This is a genomic window from Tessaracoccus sp. OH4464_COT-324, assembly GCF_003932855.1.
Lineage (GTDB): Bacteria > Actinomycetota > Actinomycetes > Propionibacteriales > Propionibacteriaceae > Arachnia.
Genome location: NZ_RQYZ01000022.1, coordinates 21,338 through 38,310, shown reverse-complemented (window position 1 = coordinate 38,310; position 16,973 = coordinate 21,338). Strand labels below are relative to the sequence as shown.

16 protein-coding genes are annotated in these 16,973 nt (G+C 66.4%); 12 read left to right on the top strand and 4 right to left on the bottom strand.

What is annotated here, in order from left to right; genetic code table 11:
- The 9 genes from EII42_RS12975 to EII42_RS10405 all read left to right on the top strand — a co-directional run.
- A partial coding sequence (locus EII42_RS12975) for a DUF4282 domain-containing protein (RefSeq protein WP_158676482.1) occupies positions 1-597 on the top strand: 597 nt, incomplete at its 5' end.
- 167 nt (positions 598-764) lie between these two features.
- A complete protein-coding gene (nhaA, locus tag EII42_RS10440) occupies positions 765-2,117 on the top strand; it encodes a Na+/H+ antiporter NhaA (protein ID WP_125172065.1) in 1,353 nt (450 codons plus the stop codon).
- A gap of 218 nt (positions 2,118-2,335) precedes the next feature.
- Complete coding sequence (locus EII42_RS10435) at positions 2,336-3,433, top strand: hypothetical protein (protein WP_125172064.1); 1,098 nt, start codon at positions 2,336-2,338, stop codon at positions 3,431-3,433.
- Between the two features lie 40 nt (positions 3,434-3,473).
- Entirely contained in the window at positions 3,474-4,835 is a 1,362-nt protein-coding gene (locus tag EII42_RS10430; RefSeq protein WP_125172063.1) for a TIGR01777 family oxidoreductase, read from the top strand.
- A 193-nt stretch (positions 4,836-5,028) separates the two neighbouring features.
- On the top strand, positions 5,029-5,439 hold the full coding sequence (locus EII42_RS10425; RefSeq protein ID WP_125172062.1) for an Asp23/Gls24 family envelope stress response protein: 411 nt from the start codon (positions 5,029-5,031) through the stop codon (positions 5,437-5,439).
- Positions 5,440-5,637: 198 nt separating this feature from the next.
- Complete coding sequence (locus EII42_RS10420) at positions 5,638-5,904, top strand: GlsB/YeaQ/YmgE family stress response membrane protein (RefSeq protein WP_125172061.1); 267 nt, start codon at positions 5,638-5,640, stop codon at positions 5,902-5,904.
- Position 5,905: 1 nt separating this feature from the next.
- Positions 5,906-6,517 carry an RNA polymerase sigma factor gene (locus tag EII42_RS10415; protein WP_125172060.1) on the top strand — a complete coding sequence of 204 codons (612 nt, stop codon included), beginning with the start codon at positions 5,906-5,908 and terminating at the stop codon, positions 6,515-6,517.
- A complete protein-coding gene (locus EII42_RS10410) occupies positions 6,514-7,116 on the top strand; it encodes a hypothetical protein (protein WP_125172059.1) in 603 nt (200 codons plus the stop codon). The genes EII42_RS10415 and EII42_RS10410 overlap by 4 nt, the downstream gene beginning before the upstream one ends.
- Entirely contained in the window at positions 7,113-7,439 is a 327-nt protein-coding gene (locus EII42_RS10405; protein ID WP_125172058.1) for a hypothetical protein, read from the top strand. The genes EII42_RS10410 and EII42_RS10405 overlap by 4 nt, the downstream gene beginning before the upstream one ends.
- 346 nt (positions 7,440-7,785) lie before the next feature.
- On the opposite strand, the gene EII42_RS10400 is transcribed toward EII42_RS10405, so the two are convergent.
- The 3 genes from EII42_RS10400 to EII42_RS10390 are packed head-to-tail and all read right to left on the bottom strand — an operon-like array spanning position 7,786 to position 11,261.
- Positions 7,786-9,198 carry a dihydrolipoamide acetyltransferase family protein gene (locus EII42_RS10400; protein ID WP_125172057.1) on the bottom strand — a complete coding sequence of 471 codons (1,413 nt, stop codon included), beginning with the start codon at positions 9,196-9,198 and terminating at the stop codon, positions 7,786-7,788.
- Positions 9,199-9,207: 9 nt separating this feature from the next.
- Positions 9,208-10,179 carry an alpha-ketoacid dehydrogenase subunit beta gene (locus EII42_RS10395; protein WP_125172056.1) on the bottom strand — a complete coding sequence of 324 codons (972 nt, stop codon included), beginning with the start codon at positions 10,177-10,179 and terminating at the stop codon, positions 9,208-9,210.
- On the bottom strand, positions 10,179-11,261 hold the full coding sequence (locus EII42_RS10390) for a thiamine pyrophosphate-dependent dehydrogenase E1 component subunit alpha (RefSeq protein ID WP_125172055.1): 1,083 nt from the start codon (positions 11,259-11,261) through the stop codon (positions 10,179-10,181). The genes EII42_RS10395 and EII42_RS10390 overlap by 1 nt, the downstream gene beginning before the upstream one ends.
- Positions 11,262-11,495: 234 nt before the next feature.
- Between EII42_RS10390 and EII42_RS10385 the strand changes: the two genes are divergently transcribed.
- The gene (locus EII42_RS10385) at positions 11,496-13,565 is read left to right on the top strand and encodes a bifunctional UDP-sugar hydrolase/5'-nucleotidase (RefSeq protein ID WP_125172054.1); all 2,070 of its coding nucleotides are present in this window, start codon (positions 11,496-11,498) and stop codon (positions 13,563-13,565) included.
- A 68-nt stretch (positions 13,566-13,633) separates the two neighbouring features.
- Here the strand turns inward: EII42_RS10385 and argF are convergent, their stop codons facing one another.
- Complete coding sequence (gene argF, locus EII42_RS10380; RefSeq protein WP_125172053.1) at positions 13,634-14,632, bottom strand: ornithine carbamoyltransferase; 999 nt, start codon at positions 14,630-14,632, stop codon at positions 13,634-13,636.
- A 117-nt stretch (positions 14,633-14,749) separates the two neighbouring features.
- Between argF and EII42_RS10375 the strand changes: the two genes are divergently transcribed.
- Positions 14,750-15,436, top strand: a complete 687-nt coding sequence (locus tag EII42_RS10375) for a response regulator transcription factor (protein ID WP_305000354.1) — start codon at positions 14,750-14,752, stop codon at positions 15,434-15,436.
- Positions 15,433-16,866 carry a HAMP domain-containing sensor histidine kinase gene (locus EII42_RS10370; protein WP_233558368.1) on the top strand — a complete coding sequence of 478 codons (1,434 nt, stop codon included), beginning with the start codon at positions 15,433-15,435 and terminating at the stop codon, positions 16,864-16,866. Before EII42_RS10375 ends, EII42_RS10370 begins: the two co-directional genes overlap by 4 nt.
- Positions 16,867-16,973 lie beyond the last annotated feature (107 nt).

Genomic DNA, 16,973 nt, shown 5'->3' with positions numbered 1-16,973 from the left:
GCTCCCTCCGCCAACGAGTGGGGCCAACCCGCAGCCGCTCCCTCCGCCAACGAGTGGGGCCAACCCGCAGCCGCCGCCTCCGCCAACGAGTGGGGCCAACCCGCAGCGGCCCCCTCCGCCAACGAGTGGGGCCAGCAGCAGGCGGCTGAGCAGCCCTGGCAACAGGGCCAGCCGTCGCAGCCGCAGCCGCCGCAGCAGCAGCAGCAGTGGTCCCAGCAGCAGGGCATGCCTGCCCAGCCGGCGCAGCAGGGCGGACAGTGGCCGCAGCAGCAGTGGTCCCAGCAGCCGCAGCCGCAGCCGCAGCACCAGGGGGCCCCCGGCCCGTTCGACTTCAAGTTCTCCGCCCTGTCGCTGCCGAGTTCTGCGGGCATACTGTTCGTCCTCGGCCTCGTGGGCATCGTCCTCGTCGAGGTGATGAGCTTCAGCAAGGTGCTGAACGGGTTCAGCTACGCCGGGTTCTCCTTCGGTGGATTCGTCATTGAGCTGCTCGACATGCTCGGCAGCTTGCTCTTCTGGTTCGTCCTCTTGCGAGTGGCACTGGAGATCGGCGTCGGTGTCGCCAAGCTCCTCAAGGAGAAGAAGACCGAGTCGGAGTGATCTCCGCTCCGCAACACACGCTCCTGGGGGCCCGGCCGGGCCCCCAGCTGCTTTTCCGGGCACGGCCGGGATTCGGGTGATCGTCGCCGGTATGGGAGAATGGCTGGCTGGAGAGCCGGGAAGTCTGGTCGGCGGTTAGTTCGTAAGCGATGGAGAGGGCCCCCAACATGGCACCCAAGACACGCGAAGAGTTCATCCTGACGCGCGGCACCTACCGCGAGTACACCCGGGTGGAGAAGGCGCTGACCACCAGCTCCATGGCCGGTCTGCTACTCATCCTCGCGACGATCGCGGCGCTCATCGTCGCCAACTCGGGGGCTTCTGAAGCCTACTTCGCGCTGCGCGACGCTTACGTTGGCTACGACTTCGGCTGGCTGAATCTGAAGCTCTCCATCGGGCACTGGGCCGCCGACGGCCTCTTGGCGGTGTTCTTCTTTATGGTGGGCCTTGAACTGAAGCGACAGTTCCTCGTCGGCGACCTGCGCGACCCAGGCCGCGCGCTGGTGCCCGTCGCCGCGGCCTTCGGCGGCGTCGCGGTACCTGCGGTGATCTTCGTGCTGATCAACCTGGGCAATACCGACGGGTCGCTCTCCGGTTGGGCGATCCCCGCCGCGACCGACATCGCCTTCGCCGTGGCCGTGCTCGCCATCATCGGCACCCACCTGCCTGCCGCGCTGCGCACGTTCCTGCTGACCCTGGCCGTCGTCGACGACCTGATCGCGATCACCATCATCGCCGTGTTCTACAGCACGAACCTGCAGCTGCACTACCTCGCCTACGCCATCATCCCGCTGGCCGTCTACGGCATCCTCGCCTACCGCTTCGAGCACTGGTTCAAGAAGTCCTACACGGCGGCCTGGCTGCTCCTGCTGCCCATCGGCATCATCGTGTGGGCCCTGTTCTACAACTCCGGCATCCATGCGACGATCGCGGGCGTCGTACTTGCCTTCCTCGTACCGGTGCGCGCCAAGTCAGAGTTTGGGCCAAAGTACTCGCTATCCGAGACGTTTGAGCACCGCTTCAACCCGATCTCGGTGATCTTCGCGGTGCCCGCGTTCGCTTTCTTCTCCGCAGGCGTGAACGTTGGCGGGGCCAGTGGGCTGTTCGATGCGCTCACCTCGTCGGTGGCGCTCGGCATCGTCGTCGGCCTGGTGGCGGGCAAGATGATCGGCATCACCGGCACCACATGGCTGGTCACCCGGCTCAAACACGCCAACCTCGACCCAGACATCAAGTGGATCGACCTGCTCGGGGTATCCGCGATCGCCGGCATCGGCTTCACCGTGTCCCTGCTGATCAGCGAACTGAGCTTCCCCGGATCCCACATGCTGCACGACCCGGCGAAGGTCGGCGTGCTGGCCGCCTCCGTCGTCGCCACCATCGTGGGCAGCGCGCTGCTCGCGCCGCGCAACCGTCACTACCGCACCATCGAGCGCAAGGAACACATCGACGCCAACCTCGACGGCATCCCCGACGTGTTCTCCGACGACAAAGATCACCTGGCCGAGGAGAGGGCCTGACCCACCGGGCGGCCTCCTCCAGGGCCGCCCGCCGACTGACCGAAGAGGTTTCCGATGGGGCCAACCCGCCGCAGGGCACTCGCCGAACCCACAGAACTTGACCGCCGCCCGGGCGGCTACTCGGCCGGCGCCACGACTCGGCCATGACCGGCACCGAGCCGGAAACCCCATACCGGAATTACAGGCGGAGCCGGCGGAAGCTGGCGAACAACGTCCTGATGAGCGCGGCGATCGGCGTCTTGATGTACGCCGTGCTGGTCTTCCTCTCCCACCCGCGGCTGGATTCGCAAAGCGTGGCCACCCGGGAGCATCTCCAGCAGCTATTCCTCCACACCCACCCGTCCCTCGTCAGCTCCCTGGCGGACCCCGGAACAAACCTTGCCCTGCTGGGCGTGGCAGTAACCCTGTTCGTGGCAGCCGCGCTGGGAAACACCAAGGCCGAGGCTCTCGCCACCTTCGATAAGTTCCACATCAACTCCAGCCTGAGCAATGTCTACGCGCTCTGCTCGCTCTACACGTCGACGGCCTTCGCTTCCTGCATGTTCGAACTCGCCATCAACGGCCCCACAGGCGACAGGGCTAGCCCGGCCACCGCATTCCTCCTGCTGCTGATCATCTTCAGTTACTCCGTGATGCTACAAACCACCGGCATCATCGGCTCATCCACCGAGGCCCTCCTCCTTCTGCGAACCTACGAAAAGGCTGACCTGCACAGCAAAGCCACCGCCGCTCACGCGGCCGCCCGAGCAGGTGGGCGTCGGCCCCGGCTCAGCAGGCTACTCGGGCTGCTGGCGTTGGAGCTGGCGATCGGGCTACTCGCGCTGCTGGCCACCGCAGCCGCCAACCAGGCGCAGCTGTTCGATGAAGCCAGACTGGTGGCCGTCACCTGGGCGTTCACAGCCGTCACGATAGGGCTGGTTCTGGCTCAGTTCGGGCGGGCGACGCTCGACCGGGTGAACATACTGTTGCTCTCCTTCGCGCTCGTCATACTGACGTTCAGCCTGGTTCTGGTCTCCGCCACCAAGACCTCAGTTTGGCCGATCCAGGCCGCAATGGTGCTCCTCATGGCGGGAATCGCGGTCGGCTTCTGCCGAGTCACCGGAATCCACCATCTCCTATCCGCCCGCGCGTTCACTCAGCGAAAGGAGCAGCTAGCTTCCTCCATCGCCCGGCTCAAGGAAAACAGACGCTCGCTCTTGACGAGACGACGTAGTCAGGCGAAGCGGAGCAGGACTCCGACGGCCCGGCCCAGCCGACGGAGACAGACTCGCCGGCGCCACCGAGTCAACTCACAGCCCAGCGCCACCGAGTTCTAAGGCTAGAATCCGACCAACCACCCTGGAACTAGGAGAGCACGTGCCCGTATTCAAGCACACCAGCTCCTACCCCAAGCCCGTAGCCGAGGTGTTCACCTGGCATACCCGGCCTGGCGCGGTAACCCGACTGACCCCGCCTGGCTGGGCCACGGTGCTGAGCGAAGCAACCAACTCGATCGCCGTGGGGTCCCAGGTGCGGCTGCGGATATCCAGTCCCGTCGCCCAGCTGTTGCCCGGCAAACCAGGCTGGAACTGGCTGGCGCGCCACGTCGAACTGATACCCGGACGATTGTTCGTCGATGAGCAGCTGGCGGGCCCATTCAGCCGCTGGCGCCACGAACACCACTTCGCGGATGGGCCCGGCGATTCGACCGTAGTCACCGACATCGTCCACTGGGAAGCCCCCGCAGGGGTGCCACGTGGGCTCGTTGAAAAGAGGCTGCGTCGCCTGTTCGATTTCCGCTCCCGGCAACTCCGCGCAGATCTAGCACTGGCGCCTGCGCCCCCCAAGAAGGTGGTGGTCGCGGGGGCCTCGGGTCTTGTGGGCACACAGCTAGTGGCCCTGCTGCGCTCGCTGGGGCACCGCGTCGTCTGCCTGGTCCGGCGAGACGCCGCGCGCTCCGACGAAGCCCGCTGGTGCCCGACCACGGGACAGCTGCCCGAGGAGGCGCTCGTCGGGGCTGACGCGGTAGTCAACCTGGCCGGACACACGATAGGAGGCCGCTTCACAGCGAGGAACAAGCAGCTGATCTTGAACTCGCGCGTCAAAGCCACCGGACTGCTGGCCAAGGCCTGTGCCCGAGCCGGGGTGGGTGTCCTCGTCCAGGCCTCTGCAATCGGAATCTACGGGGCTCGCCGCCCGGGAGAGCCACTCAGCGAACGCTCAGAACGCGGCCCCGGTTTCCTAGCCGACGTGGTTGCTGCCTGGGAGCAAGCCGCGGAACCGGCGCGCGAGGCCGGGGTGCGCACCGTCTTCCTGAGGACCGGTATCGCACTCAGCGCAGGCGGCGGAGCCCTGCTTCCTCAACTCCCTCTATTCCTGGTGGGGCTGGGCGGGCGGATGGGTGCGCGCGACGCCTGGCTCAGCTGGATAACGTTGGATGATCTGACGCGCGCCTACGCCCACGCACTCATCACCGACGATGCAAGCGGCCCGCTGAACGCGGTGGCCCCAGCCCCAGCAACCCAGCAGGAGTTCGCCGAAGTCCTCGGGAGGGTCCTGCGCCGTCCCACCTGGCTGCCCACGCCGTCGCTGGGCCCGAAACTACTGCTCGGCCAGGAAGGTTACGACCAGTTGATCAACACTGATCAGCTGGTCACAGCCGACGCCCTGCTCTCCTCCGGTTTTTGCTTCGCCAGCCCCACCCTCACCGACGGTCTGCGCCACGTCCTGCTGGCGTGAGCCGGGTCGAGCAACACTCCTTTCCCAGCCTCAGCCCACGCCGCAACCTCGGAGACCATCCCGTCACTCCGCCCGGACGGGTAACCGATAACCCAGGTCAGGATCCTCTCAACCTCCGATGTGACAAAGTGGAGCTGAAGGCCGTCCAACCAGTGAGCCTACGACGCGGGTACAGCAAAGCACAGGAGAAGCAATGACTGCCACAGAGAACACCAGCCAAACCCCGGAGCTGGGCCAGACCATCATCGAAGACGCGGTGATAGCCAAGGTTGCCGGCATCGCCGCCCGCGAAACCCCCGGGGTGCACGCGCTGGGTGGCGGAGTGGCTCGCGCACTCGGCGCGATCCGTGAAGCGGTTACCGGGGCCGGCCAGGCGCAAGGCATCAGCGTCAAGGCGGACGATGGACAGGTCTCGGTCGACGTGGTGCTCGTCACCGAGTACCCCACCCCACTGCAAGAGGTGGCCGACGGCGTACGTCAGGCGATCATCAACGCCATCGAGACCATCGTCGGTATGACGGTCACCGAGGTGAACGTAACGGTCAACGACGTGCACCTGCCCTCCGACGACACGGCCACCGACGATGGGGCGCGAGCCCAGTGAGCCTCCCCAACGGAACGCCTACTTCTAGCATCCTCTAAGAGGGGAAGCGGGTTCGATTCTCCTTGCGGGGAGCCTCTGGCGGGAGTCGATTCGGCAGTGATGCGCAGAAATTTTCTGTTCATCCGTGACGAATCGGGCGCTCGGCCCGTCTAACCAGTGAACGCCGCCCACCGGCGGCATTACAAGAAAGGTTTAACCATGGGACTCTTGAGCTTCTTGCTGCTCGGATTGATCGCCGGTGCTATCGCCAAGGCGATTATGCCCGGTGAGCAGGGCGGCGGCTGGGTCGCCACCCTCATTCTCGGCGTGGTCGGCGCCCTGGTGGGCGGCTGGCTCGGCAGCAGGATCTTCGGCGAGGGCATCGACAAGTTCTTCTCGATCTGGAGCTGGCTGCTCGCCATCGGCGGCTCCCTGATCGTCCTCGCTATCTACGGCTTCGTCGTGGGACGCAAGAACAAGGCGTGACTTGTCACCCTCCAACACGGAAACCAGCTGTGGCCACTCGGCATCGAGTGGCCACAGCCCGTATGATGCCCTCCTCAACTCAGCAGACGACAGGATCATCGCAGGTCGGGCGGCCGACGGCGACACGTCCGCTTTCGCAGTTCTGGTCCGCAGGTACGGGCCGATGATGCGGGCCACCGCGCGACGAATCCTCGGCTCCAGCGACGAGCTGGATGACGTCGTGCAGGAGGCGTTCATCACCGCCTGGCAGAAACTGGACCAGCTTGAGGATCCGCGCAAGGTGAAAGCCTGGCTGATGCGGATCACTACACACCGGGCGATCGATCGCGTCCGGGCTCACCGGCGCACCGACGACGCGGAGCAGCTTGACGTGGCCGCCGCCGACCACCACTCGCCCTCCCAACTGACCCAGGCCAAGGCGACGGTGTCCGCGCTGCGCGCCGCGCTGGCCCAACTGCCCGAGGCGCAGCGCAGCTGCTGGGTTCTGCGCGAGGTCGAGCACATGAGTTATCGGGAGATCGCCGAGACACTGGAGCTTCCGGAGTCCACCGTTCGAGGGTTGTTGGCTCGCGCCCGGCGGAGCATCATGAAGCGGATGGAGGGTTGGCAATGATCGAGGAGCCGGAAGATCTCCAGACTTTCGAGTCCGACGACCTGGACGGCCACACCGTGGAAGACCTGGCGCAGTACCTGGACTCCGGACGGCAGCCGCGCAATGAAGCCATCGAGCGCTCCCCCGCATGCCAGCTGGCCCTGGAGTCACTGGAGCGCCTCCGTCGGCTGACGACGGAGATGGTGCAGGAGGACGAGGCTTGCGGGGAGGCCGACGAGTCCTGGGTGAATTGGATCATCAGCGGCATCGCGCTCGACGCGCGCGCGGGCCGTCGCATCCCCTACCGAACCCCCGAACCACACGAGCTCAGCATCACCGAAGGGGCCGTGCGCGGGCTGATCCGCCAGATCGAGGTGCGCCTGCCCGGCGTCGTCATCGGCCGATGCAAGCTGATGGGCGACGTGGAGAGCCTCGGCGCACCGGTCACCGTCGTCGTCGAGACCTGCCTGCCCTTCGGACGCCCCATCCCGGAGTTGGCCAGCCAGCTGCGCGGCCAAATCCTGGCCAGCCTGGCCGAGCACACCGATCTGAGCGTGTCGGCCGTGGATATTGTGGTTACCGACATCCAAACCGACCGACGCGAGGAGGTGGCCGGGTGACGGACCAGGCGAGCTTGGTTGCCGAGCTTGAGGCGACCGCCCGCGACGTTCCTGGGGTCCGCCAGCTGTATCTGGCGGGCTCCAAGTTCCGCGCGCTGCTGAAAGAAGGCGCGAAGGCCCTGGGCGTCGGCCCCGGCGCGGAACACGTCCGGGTCAGCGTCACGGAGGAAACCTGCGTTGTCGAGGTGGCCTGTGCGGTGGCGGCCGGCCACCGCGCGGGCGACGTCGCACGTCGGCTCTCCGCCGCGCTAAGCGACGCCTGCCGGGACCGGGGGCTGCCGGAGGCCAAGGTGGTCGTCACCATCTCGCACGTGGCCGCCTGAGCAGCCGCAGCTGTCCGGGTCACGTCGGAGAGCAGGGGCATCGTGCCCGGGACGTTTCCGCAAGGTCTACGGCTGGCGGCAGGCTAGTGCGTAGGCGGCCGGCTCCCGGGCTTTTCTGCTGCTAGGCTGCCCCTTCTCGGACATCACCACCGCGGTTTTCCCGAGACGTTTGACGTCGGCCCTGCCCAGGCAGATGTCTCGCCATAACCATTCGACGGCCTGCTCCCCAACATCTTGCGGAATCCCCAGTGTCACGGGCAGCGAGGAATCATCCGGCAACGCATTCCAATGACTCCTGGGGAAACCTACTTCGTGGCGCGAGCAACGCCCCGTCCAACACCCACGCTCAGTAGAGGAGCGCCTCTGTCGGGTCGGCGAGGATGGCGGCCACGTCGGCGAGGAACTTGGAGCCCTGCTCCCCGTCCACGTTGCGGTGATCAAAGCTGAGCGCCAGCGTGGTCACCCAACGCGGCTCGATCCGTTCCTCGGCGCCCGAGCCGACCACCCACGGGCGCCGCTGAATGGCCCCCATGCACAGGATCGCTGACTCGTCGCTGTTGATGACGGGCGTGCCCGCATCCACCCCGAACACGCCCACGTTCGTGATCGTGAAGGTGCCGCCTGCGTAATCCGCGGGCTGCAGCTTGCCCTCCTTCGCCACCTGCACCAGGCCCGTGATCGCCGCGCACAGCTCCACGAGGTTGAGCCGGTTCGCGGCCTTCACGTTGGGCACCATCAGCCCCCGCGGGGTGGCGGCCGCGATGCCCAGGTTGACGTCGCGGAAGTAGACGATCTCCTGGTTCTCCTCGTCCCACGCGGAGTTGAGCTCCGGGTTGCGGCCGAGCGCCAGGCAGATCGCCTTGGCGTAGATCAACAGCGGCGACACCCTGAGCCCCGCAAACTCGCGGCGCGACTTCAGCCGCTCGACCAGCTCCATCGTCGCCGTCACATCGACCGTAACCCACTCGGTGACGTGCACATGGGTGCTCGTCGAGCGGACCATGTTCTCCGCCGTCAGCTTGCGCACCCCCTTGATCGGCACCCGACGGGTGGCTCGGCCCGCGAAGGGGTCGAATCCGCCCGGCGCGGCTTCGGGGCCCGGCTCGTCCATCACGCGCCCCTGCCTGGGCCGCGACTGGAACGCGTGGGCCGCCTCGACGTCGCGCCGGGTGATCGTGCCGTCGGGTCCCGTGCCGACGACGTGAGCGAGATCCACGCCGAGGTCGCGGGCGTACTTGCGCACCGGCGGCTTGGCGCGAGGTTCATCCCCGGCGACCAGCACCAGCGTCGACTCCGTCGGCGGCTGGCCCGCGTCCGGCAGCGGGTCGCCGACTGGCTGCGCGGTGACGGGCATCGCCGGGTGCACATCTTCGATGCTGTGGCCGTGGTCCAGCTGCCCGTAGGCCGTGGCCATCGCGGGCGACGGCTCGGCCTTGATGTCCTTGCGGCGTCGCCGTCGCCGGCCTCGGCCTTCGCTGGCTCCGTAGCCGACGAGCGTAGGCAGCTCTTCCTCCGCGGCCTCGCCGTCGTCGATCTCGACGATGGGTGTGCCCACCGCCACCTCGTCGCCCTGGTTAACGAGCAACCTCGTCACCGTGCCCGCGTACGGCGACGGCAGCTCGACCAACGACTTGGCCGTCTCGATCTCGACAAGTACATCGTTGACCCGAACCACGTCGCCCACGGCGACGCGCCACTCGACGATCTCCGCCTCGGTGAGGCCCTCACCGACGTCGGGAAGCAGGAATTGCTTGAGCATTTGGTTCTCCTAGCTTTCGAGGCTGCGCTCGACGGCGTCGAGGATGCGGTCGACGCCGGGTAGGTAGTCGTGTTCGACGCGGGCCGACGGGTAGGCGATGTCGTAGCCCGCCACCCGGGCAACAGGAGCCTCCATCGTGTAGAACAGCTCCTCGTGCAGGCGGGCGGCGAGTTCCGCGCCCAGCCCGAGCGTGAGTGGTGCCTCATGCACGACGACGGCGCGTTTCGTGCGGGACACGGAGTTGCGCACGCTGATCCAGTCGATGGGGCTGAGGCTGCGCAGGTCGAGCACTTCGAGGTTGAGGCCCTCTTCGGCGGCGATCTCCGCCGTCTCCAGGCAGGTGGGCACGGTCGGGCCGTAGCAGATCAGCGTGGCGTCGGCGCCGTAGCGTCGGATGGCGGCGGCATGCAGGGGCGTGGGCCGGTTTTCCATGTCCACCTCACCCTTCACCTGGTAGCGGCGCTTGGGTTCCAGGAAGATGACCGGGTCGTTGGATTGCACGGCCTGCTGGATCATCCAGTAGGCGTCGTGCGGGTCCGAGGGGGTGACGACCTTCAGCCCGGGGGTGTGCACGAAGTAGCTCTCCACCGACTCCGAGTGGTGCTCGACGGCGCCGATTCCGCCGCCGGAGGGGATGCGCACCACCACCGGCATGGGCACGCGCCCGCCCGTTCGGACGTGGAAGCGCGACAGCTGGGAGACGATCTGCGAAAACGCGGGGTAGACGAAACCGTCGAACTGGATCTCGACGATGGGCCGGTAGCCGCGCATGGCCAGCCCGATGGCGGTGCCGACGATGCCGGATTCGGCCAGCGGGGAGTCGAAGACCCGGTTCTCGCCGAACTCGGCCTGTAGCCCCTCCGTTACACGGAACACCCCACCGAGCTTGCCGACGTCCTCGCCGGCGATGAGCGTCTTGGGGTCGGCCTGGAGAACGCGTCGCAGCCCCCGGTTCAGGGCTTTGGCCATGGTGAGCTTCATCAGGCCTCCTCGAAGCTGGCCGCGTATTCCGCCTGCTGCTGCGCTTGCGCGCTGAGCGCGACGGTGGGTTCGGCGTAGGTGGTGGCGAACAGTTCGGCTAGGGTCACGTCGGTGATCCGGCGGATGCTGGCGCGGGTGAGCTCCCCCAACTCGTCGGCTTCCGCCTCAAGCTCGGCGAGGAAGGAGTCGTCGAGCTGGTCCTCGGCGCGCAGGTACGTCATCAGCCGGTTGATCGGGTCGCGGCCGCGCCATCTCTCCTCCTCGTCGCGGTGCCGGTACTTGGTGGGGTCGTCGGCGGTGGTGTGCGCTCCCATGCGGTAGGTGTAGGCCTCGATGAAGGTGGGACCCTCGCCCGCTCGGGCGCGTTCCAGGGCCCACCTGCTCACGGCCTCGACGGCGAGGACGTCGTTGCCGTCGACCTGCACCCCCGGGAAGCCGAAGCCGCGGGCCCGCTGGTAGAGCGGGATGCGCGACTGCACGGTCGCGGGTTCCGAGATGGCCCACTGGTTGTTCTGGCAGAAGAAGACGACGGGCGCGTTGTAGCTGGCGGCGAAGACGTAGGCTTCGTTCACGTCGCCTTGGGCGGAGGCGCCGTCGCCGTGGAAGGCGACGACGGCCTCGTCCGTGCCGTCGCCGTTGCCGACGAGCCCGTCGAGTTGGATGCCCATGGCGTAGCCGACGGCGTGCAGGGTGTGGGCGCCGATCACGATGGAGTAGGGCATGAAGCGTTTGGGCTCGGAGAAGTGTCCGGGGTTGGAGCCGCGGAAGAGAGCGAGCGCGGGCTCCATGGGCAGGCCCAGGGTCAGCGCGACGGTGTGCTCACGGTAGGTGGGAAAGACGTGGTCTGCGGGGCCGATGGCGTGGGCGACACCAACCTGCGCTGCCTCCTGGCCGAGTTGCGGCGGCCAGAGTCCGAGTTCCCCGTGGCGTTGCAGCGCCGTCGCCTCCGCGTCGAAGCGTCTGCCGAGCCACATCTGTTTGAGTGACCTCCTGAGGTCGTCGAAGCCGCCCTGGTAGGCGTAGTCCGGGTGTTCCACCCGGGTGCCTTCCGGGGTAAGCAGTTGCACCATGGCGTCTCGCATCTGAGCCCTCCCTCAAGGTTACGCAACAGTAACTTACTAGAGCGTAAGAAGCGAGACGGGATCCCCGCAGTGTCGAAAGCTACAAAGCCTTCGCCCACTCGTTGGAAGACCGCCCGGAGCCACTTCCACCTCGACCGCACCATTTTACGAAAACCGCTTGACCGCAACCTGGATAAGTAGTTTGCTAGCTACTGTCCCAACCCCCGTGAGCCATCCCACAAGGAGCCAGGCAAGATGTCCAACTTTTTCCGCAGGCCCACCGCCGGCCTGATCACGGCAGCGTTAACGCTGTCCGGGTCCCTCGCAGCCTACGCCCCCGCATCCGCGCGCGCCGACGACTGCGTCACCGACCAAACCCTGCACCTCGTCGGCATCAACGACCTCCATGGCGAGATCGAGAAGGCCACCGCGCTCTTCACCCCGTTGGAGAAGCTGCGCCAGGGCAACGAGCACCGGGTGCTGTTCCTGTCCGCCGGCGACGACATCGGCGGCTCGTCGTTCGTCTCTGCCGCCAGCGAGGACATCCCCACCCTCGACGTGCTGAAAGCCATGGAGCTGGACGTGGCCTCGGCCGGCAACCACGAGTTCGACCGCGGCTGGAACGACCTCAAGGATCGCGTGATCCCCCACATCAGCGCCATGCCCAACGCGTACGACATGCTGGGCGCGAACGTCTTCGTCAAGGGCGGCACCGAGGTGGCGAAGCCGCTGAAGGAGTACAAGCTCTTCGACCTCGGCGGGGTCCGGGTGGCCGTCGTCGGCGCGGTCACCGACGACCTCCCGTCGCTCGTCTCCCCCGGCGGCATCAAAGACATCGTCGTCACCGACCCGGTGGAGGCCGTCAACCGCGTGGCCGCCAAGCTGAAGGATGGCGATGCCTCGAATGGCGAGGCCCACCTCGTCGTGGCGAGTATCCACGAGGGTGGCCCCGGCGGGATGGCCGACGGCGCAGCGGCCGCGGCCGCGAACCCGAAGTTCGCCAACATGTTCAACAACATGTCCAAGGACGTGGACGTCATCTTCAACGGGCACACCCACCAGGACTACACCTACGTCACGCCGAAGGGTCAGCCGATCGTGCAAACCCGGGCGAAGGCTTCCGGCCTGGCTCGCGTCGACGTCGAGGTCAGCGACACGTTCGACGTCTGCAAGATGACCAGCTCCCTCATGCGCCCAGCGAAGAAGGATGAGGTGGACCTGAGCCTGCCGCGCATCGCTGCGGTCGACAAGATCGTGGCCGACGCCAAGGCCAAGGCCAAGAAGATCGGCTCCGAGGTGATCGCCGACGCCAGCGTGGCCGTCTCCACCGCAGGAAACGGCGGCAACGGGGTGCGCGACCAGGAGTCGCCGCTCAGCAACATGGTCGCGGAGATGTTCTACGACACGCTGAGCGACGGCAACCCGGAGTTCATCGGCATCCAGAACCCCGGCGGCACCCGCGCCTCCTTCGACAAGGGCGACGTGACCTACGAGGAGGCCGCCAACATCCTCCCCTTCGCCAACTCGCTGTTCACCACCCAGATCACTGGTGCCCAGTTCCGCAAGGTGCTGGAACAGCAGTGGCAGCGGGACACCAAGGGCAACGTGCCGTCGCGCCCCTACCTGGCGCTGGGCCTGTCCAAGAACGTGTCCTACGACTACAACGAGGCCAATCCCGAGGGGAGCCGCATCGGGTACATCTGGATCAACGGCAAGCCCATTGACGACAAGAAGCTCTACACCGTTGGCTCCGGCTCGTTCCTGATCGAAGGTGGCGACAACTTCCACGAACTCGCCAAGGGCGTGAACCGCAAGGACAGCGGCCAGGTTGACCTGCACGCGTGGGTCAGCTGGCTGAAGGCCAAGAAGACGATCGCTCCGGACTACTCCAAGCGCGGCGTGTCAATGACCCTCGACCCCACGGAGTTGGCCCCCCAGCTTACTGTCACCCTCGGTGCTCCCGGCACCGTGTACAAGGGGACCCTCGACATGCTGCTCGACGCCTCCGGCGAGCGCGTCTCGCCCCAGCTGTTCAACAAGACGATCGAAGTCTACGTTGACGACGCCCTGGCTGGCGACGACGTGGCGAAGGCCAGCATCAAGGACGGCGTCGGCACCGTCGTCATCCAGATCTCGAAGCTTGCTAAGGGAGACCATACGCTGAAGTTCGTAGCGAAGGAATCGGGTACGGCAATCCGCCTGCCGGTCTTCTCGCCTGGACCGGACTGGTTCAACCAGGACAAGCCGGACAAGCCGACCAAGCCCGGCAAGCCGGACAAGCCGGCCAAGCCCGGCAAGCCGCGGTTGCCGAAGACCGGCTGCTGAACACAGACCTGCTTGACACCACGGAGCGGTGGGAGGGATCATCCCTCCCACCGCTCGCTTTTGCTCCTTTACTCCCCCGCGAGGGTGGCCACCAGGATGGCCTTGATGGTGTGCATCCGGTTCTCCGCCTGGTCGAAGACGATGCTTGCCGGGGACTCGAACACGTCGTCGGTGACCTCCAGGGCGCTCAACCCAAACTCCCGGTGCACGGCGCGCCCCACCGTCGTGTTCAGGTCGTGGAAGGCGGGCAGGCAGTGCATGAACTTCACCTCCGGGTTACCGGTCGCCGCCAGCACTTCGGCATTCACCTGGTAAGGCGCCAGAGCTTCGATACGACTCGCCCACATCTCGCTGGATTCCCCCAGTGAGACCCACACGTCTGTGTACAGGAAGTCGACGCCTGCCACTCCGGCCGCGACGTCGTCGGTGATCGCGATGCGCGCCCCGCTCCACTCCGCGATGTTGCGCGCCCCCGCGACCACCTCGCGCGAGTTCTGGTGCCCTTCAGGAGCCACCATCCGAACATCCATGCCCATGATCGCCGCCGAGGTCAGCAGTGAGTTGCCGACGTTGTTGCGCGCGTCGCCGAGGAAGGCGAAGGAGATCTCCTCGATGGGTTTTGCGCTGTGCTCGATCATGGTCAGCTGATCGGCGAGCATCTGCGTGGGGTGCCAGTCGTCGGTCAGCCCGTTGTAGACGGGCACCCCCGCGTGCCTAGCAAGCTCCTCCACGTCCTCCTGGGAGGAGCCGCGGAACTCGATGCCGTCGTACCAGCGGCCGAGCACCCGCGCGGTGTCCGCCGCCGACTCTTTGTGCCCAATCTGGGAGCTAGCAGGATCGAGATAGGTGGTCCGCCCGCCCTGCTCGACCATCGCCACCTCGAATGCACAGCGGGTGCGGGTGGAGGTCTTCTCGAACAGCAGCGCGACATTCTTGCCCGCCAGCCTCGGCCGCTCCGTGCCGGCGCGGCGCTCCTGCTTCAGGCGCGCGGCCAGCTCAAGCAGGTAACGCCACTCGCTCTGCGAAAAGTCGATTTCTTTCAGAAAACTGCGCCCGATGAGGTCCATGCTGGCAAGTGTTGCATGGCTTGGCGGGCCCGGCCTACGGTTTTCAATTCCGGTTTCGGTTTTCGAAGCGGCCAGCTCCGAGGATCAACCGTTGTGAATCAAGGTAAGATCCTGGCTATGCAGATCTTGGTGGTGGACGACGATCAGGCGGTGCGCGAGTCGCTGGCGCGATCCCTTTCCTACACGGGCAGCGAGGTCACGACTGCGGCTGATGGGATCGAAGCGCTGGCGCGGCTGGCGTCGTACACGCCGGACGCCATCATCATGGATGTGATGATGCCCCGGCTCGACGGCCTGGAAACCACCCGGATGCTGCGCGAGTCGGGCAACGAGGTGCCGATCCTGATCCTCACCGCGCGCGATGCCGTCGGTGACCGGGTGGATGGGCTGGATGCAGGCGCGGATGACTACATGGTCAAACCGTTCGCCCTCGACGAGTTGCTCGCCCGGCTGCGCGCCCTCACGCGGCGCGCCAAGCCGCAGACCGGCAGCGAGGGCGCTACTTTGCACTTCCAGGACCTGGTGCTGGATACGCAGCACCGCGAGGTGACGCGCGCGGGCCAGCACATCTCTCTGACACGCACAGAGTTCGCGCTACTCAACGTTTTCATGGAAAATCCCCGCAAGGTACTGGAGCGGAACACCCTGCTGAACGAAGTCTGGGGCTTCGAGTTCCCGACGACGGCGAACTCTCTTGAGGTGTACATCGGTTATCTGCGGCGCAAGACCGAGGTGGGCGGGTTGCCGAGGCTGATTCACACGGTGCGCGGCATCGGCTACGTGTTGCGTGAAACCGCCCCGTGATCGGGACTTACTGGGTCCGGTTCCGTCGCAGCTTCGGGCAGCTGCTCTCCGGCCAGTCGTTGCAGTGGCGGCTGGCGTCGTTGACTGCGTTCTCGGTGATCGCCGTGGTGGCGCTCATCGGCATCACCGGCTTCGTCATGACGCGTTGGTCGCTGTTCCAGCAGTTGGACAATGATCTGAGCCGTTCCGCGCAGCAGACGGCCCAGGTCCTGTCCACCGGTGTGGAGAACATTGATAACCTTTCGGCCGACGCCATCGGACCCCGCACCCTCGTCTCCGTGGTGAGCGCGCAGGGTCTGGTACGCATCCCGGCCAACCAGAGCGAGTCGCTGCCGGAGGACTCGCGGGAGATCGTCGTGGCTCGGCTCCAGTCAGAGAGAGCGGAGCGCACCGTCGTGGCATCGAACGGGGTGCAGTACCGTGCGGTGACGGTGCCGTTTTCCATCCCCCGCGACGGCACAGTCACCTATTACGCGGTCACTTACGCCTCACCGACGGATTCGGTGCAGTCCACGCTCGCCGCGCTGCGCAACGCCATGCTGATCTCGGGCCTGCTGGGCATCCTCGCGGCGACGGCTGTGGCGCTATGGAGCGCGCGGGCAGTGCTGGCGCCGGTCAAGCGGCTGTCCACCGCCGTGAAGAACGTCACCCAGACGGATCAGTTGAACCCGATCCGCATCTACGGCCGCGACGACTTGGGCGAGTTGACGCAGTCGTTCAACCGGATGCTGAAGTCGCTGCAGCAGTCCCGGGAGCAGCAGCGGCAGCTGATCGCCGACGCGGGCCACGAGTTGCGCACCCCGCTCACCTCGATGCGCACCAACGTTGAGCTGCTGGTGGCCGACGAGCACTCCGGGATGCTTCCCGAAGGCGCCCGCGGCCAGATCCTCAATGATGTGGCGGCTCAGCTGGGCGAGTTCACGGCGCTGGTGGGCGACCTCGTCGCCCTCACCCGCGATGACCACCTGCAGCGCCAGCATCACCCGCTGGCGCTGGACGATGTCGTGATGGCTTCGGTGGCCCGCGCGCAGCGTCGCGGCCCGGGCATCGCGTTTGACGTGGAGACCGACAACTCGGAGGTGATGGGGGACGCTTCGACGATGGAGCGCGCGATCACCAACTTGTTGGATAACGCCGTGAAGTTCTCGCCTGCGGGCGGCACGATCACGGTTCGGCTGCGCGACGGGGTGCTCACCGTCGCCGACCGGGGGCCGGGCATCGCCGAGGAGGATCTGCCGCATATTTTCGACCGCTTCTACCGCTCGGATCGGGCCCGCAACACGCCGGGCACGGGGCTGGGGCTCAGCATCGTGGCGCACACTATCGAGGCGCATCAGGGCTCGATCAGGGCATCGAATCATCCCGACGGTGGCGCGGTCTTCACAGTGCGGCTGCCGGTGGTTGAGGCGACCGAGGCTCACGCGGAGTAGCTTTTCCAGCTTTTTCCACTGTTGCCCACAGGGTTCCCCACAAATTTCCCACAGAGTTTTCCACAGCTGTGGGGAACTACAGTTGTGTAGTTCCCGCATCCGGCCCC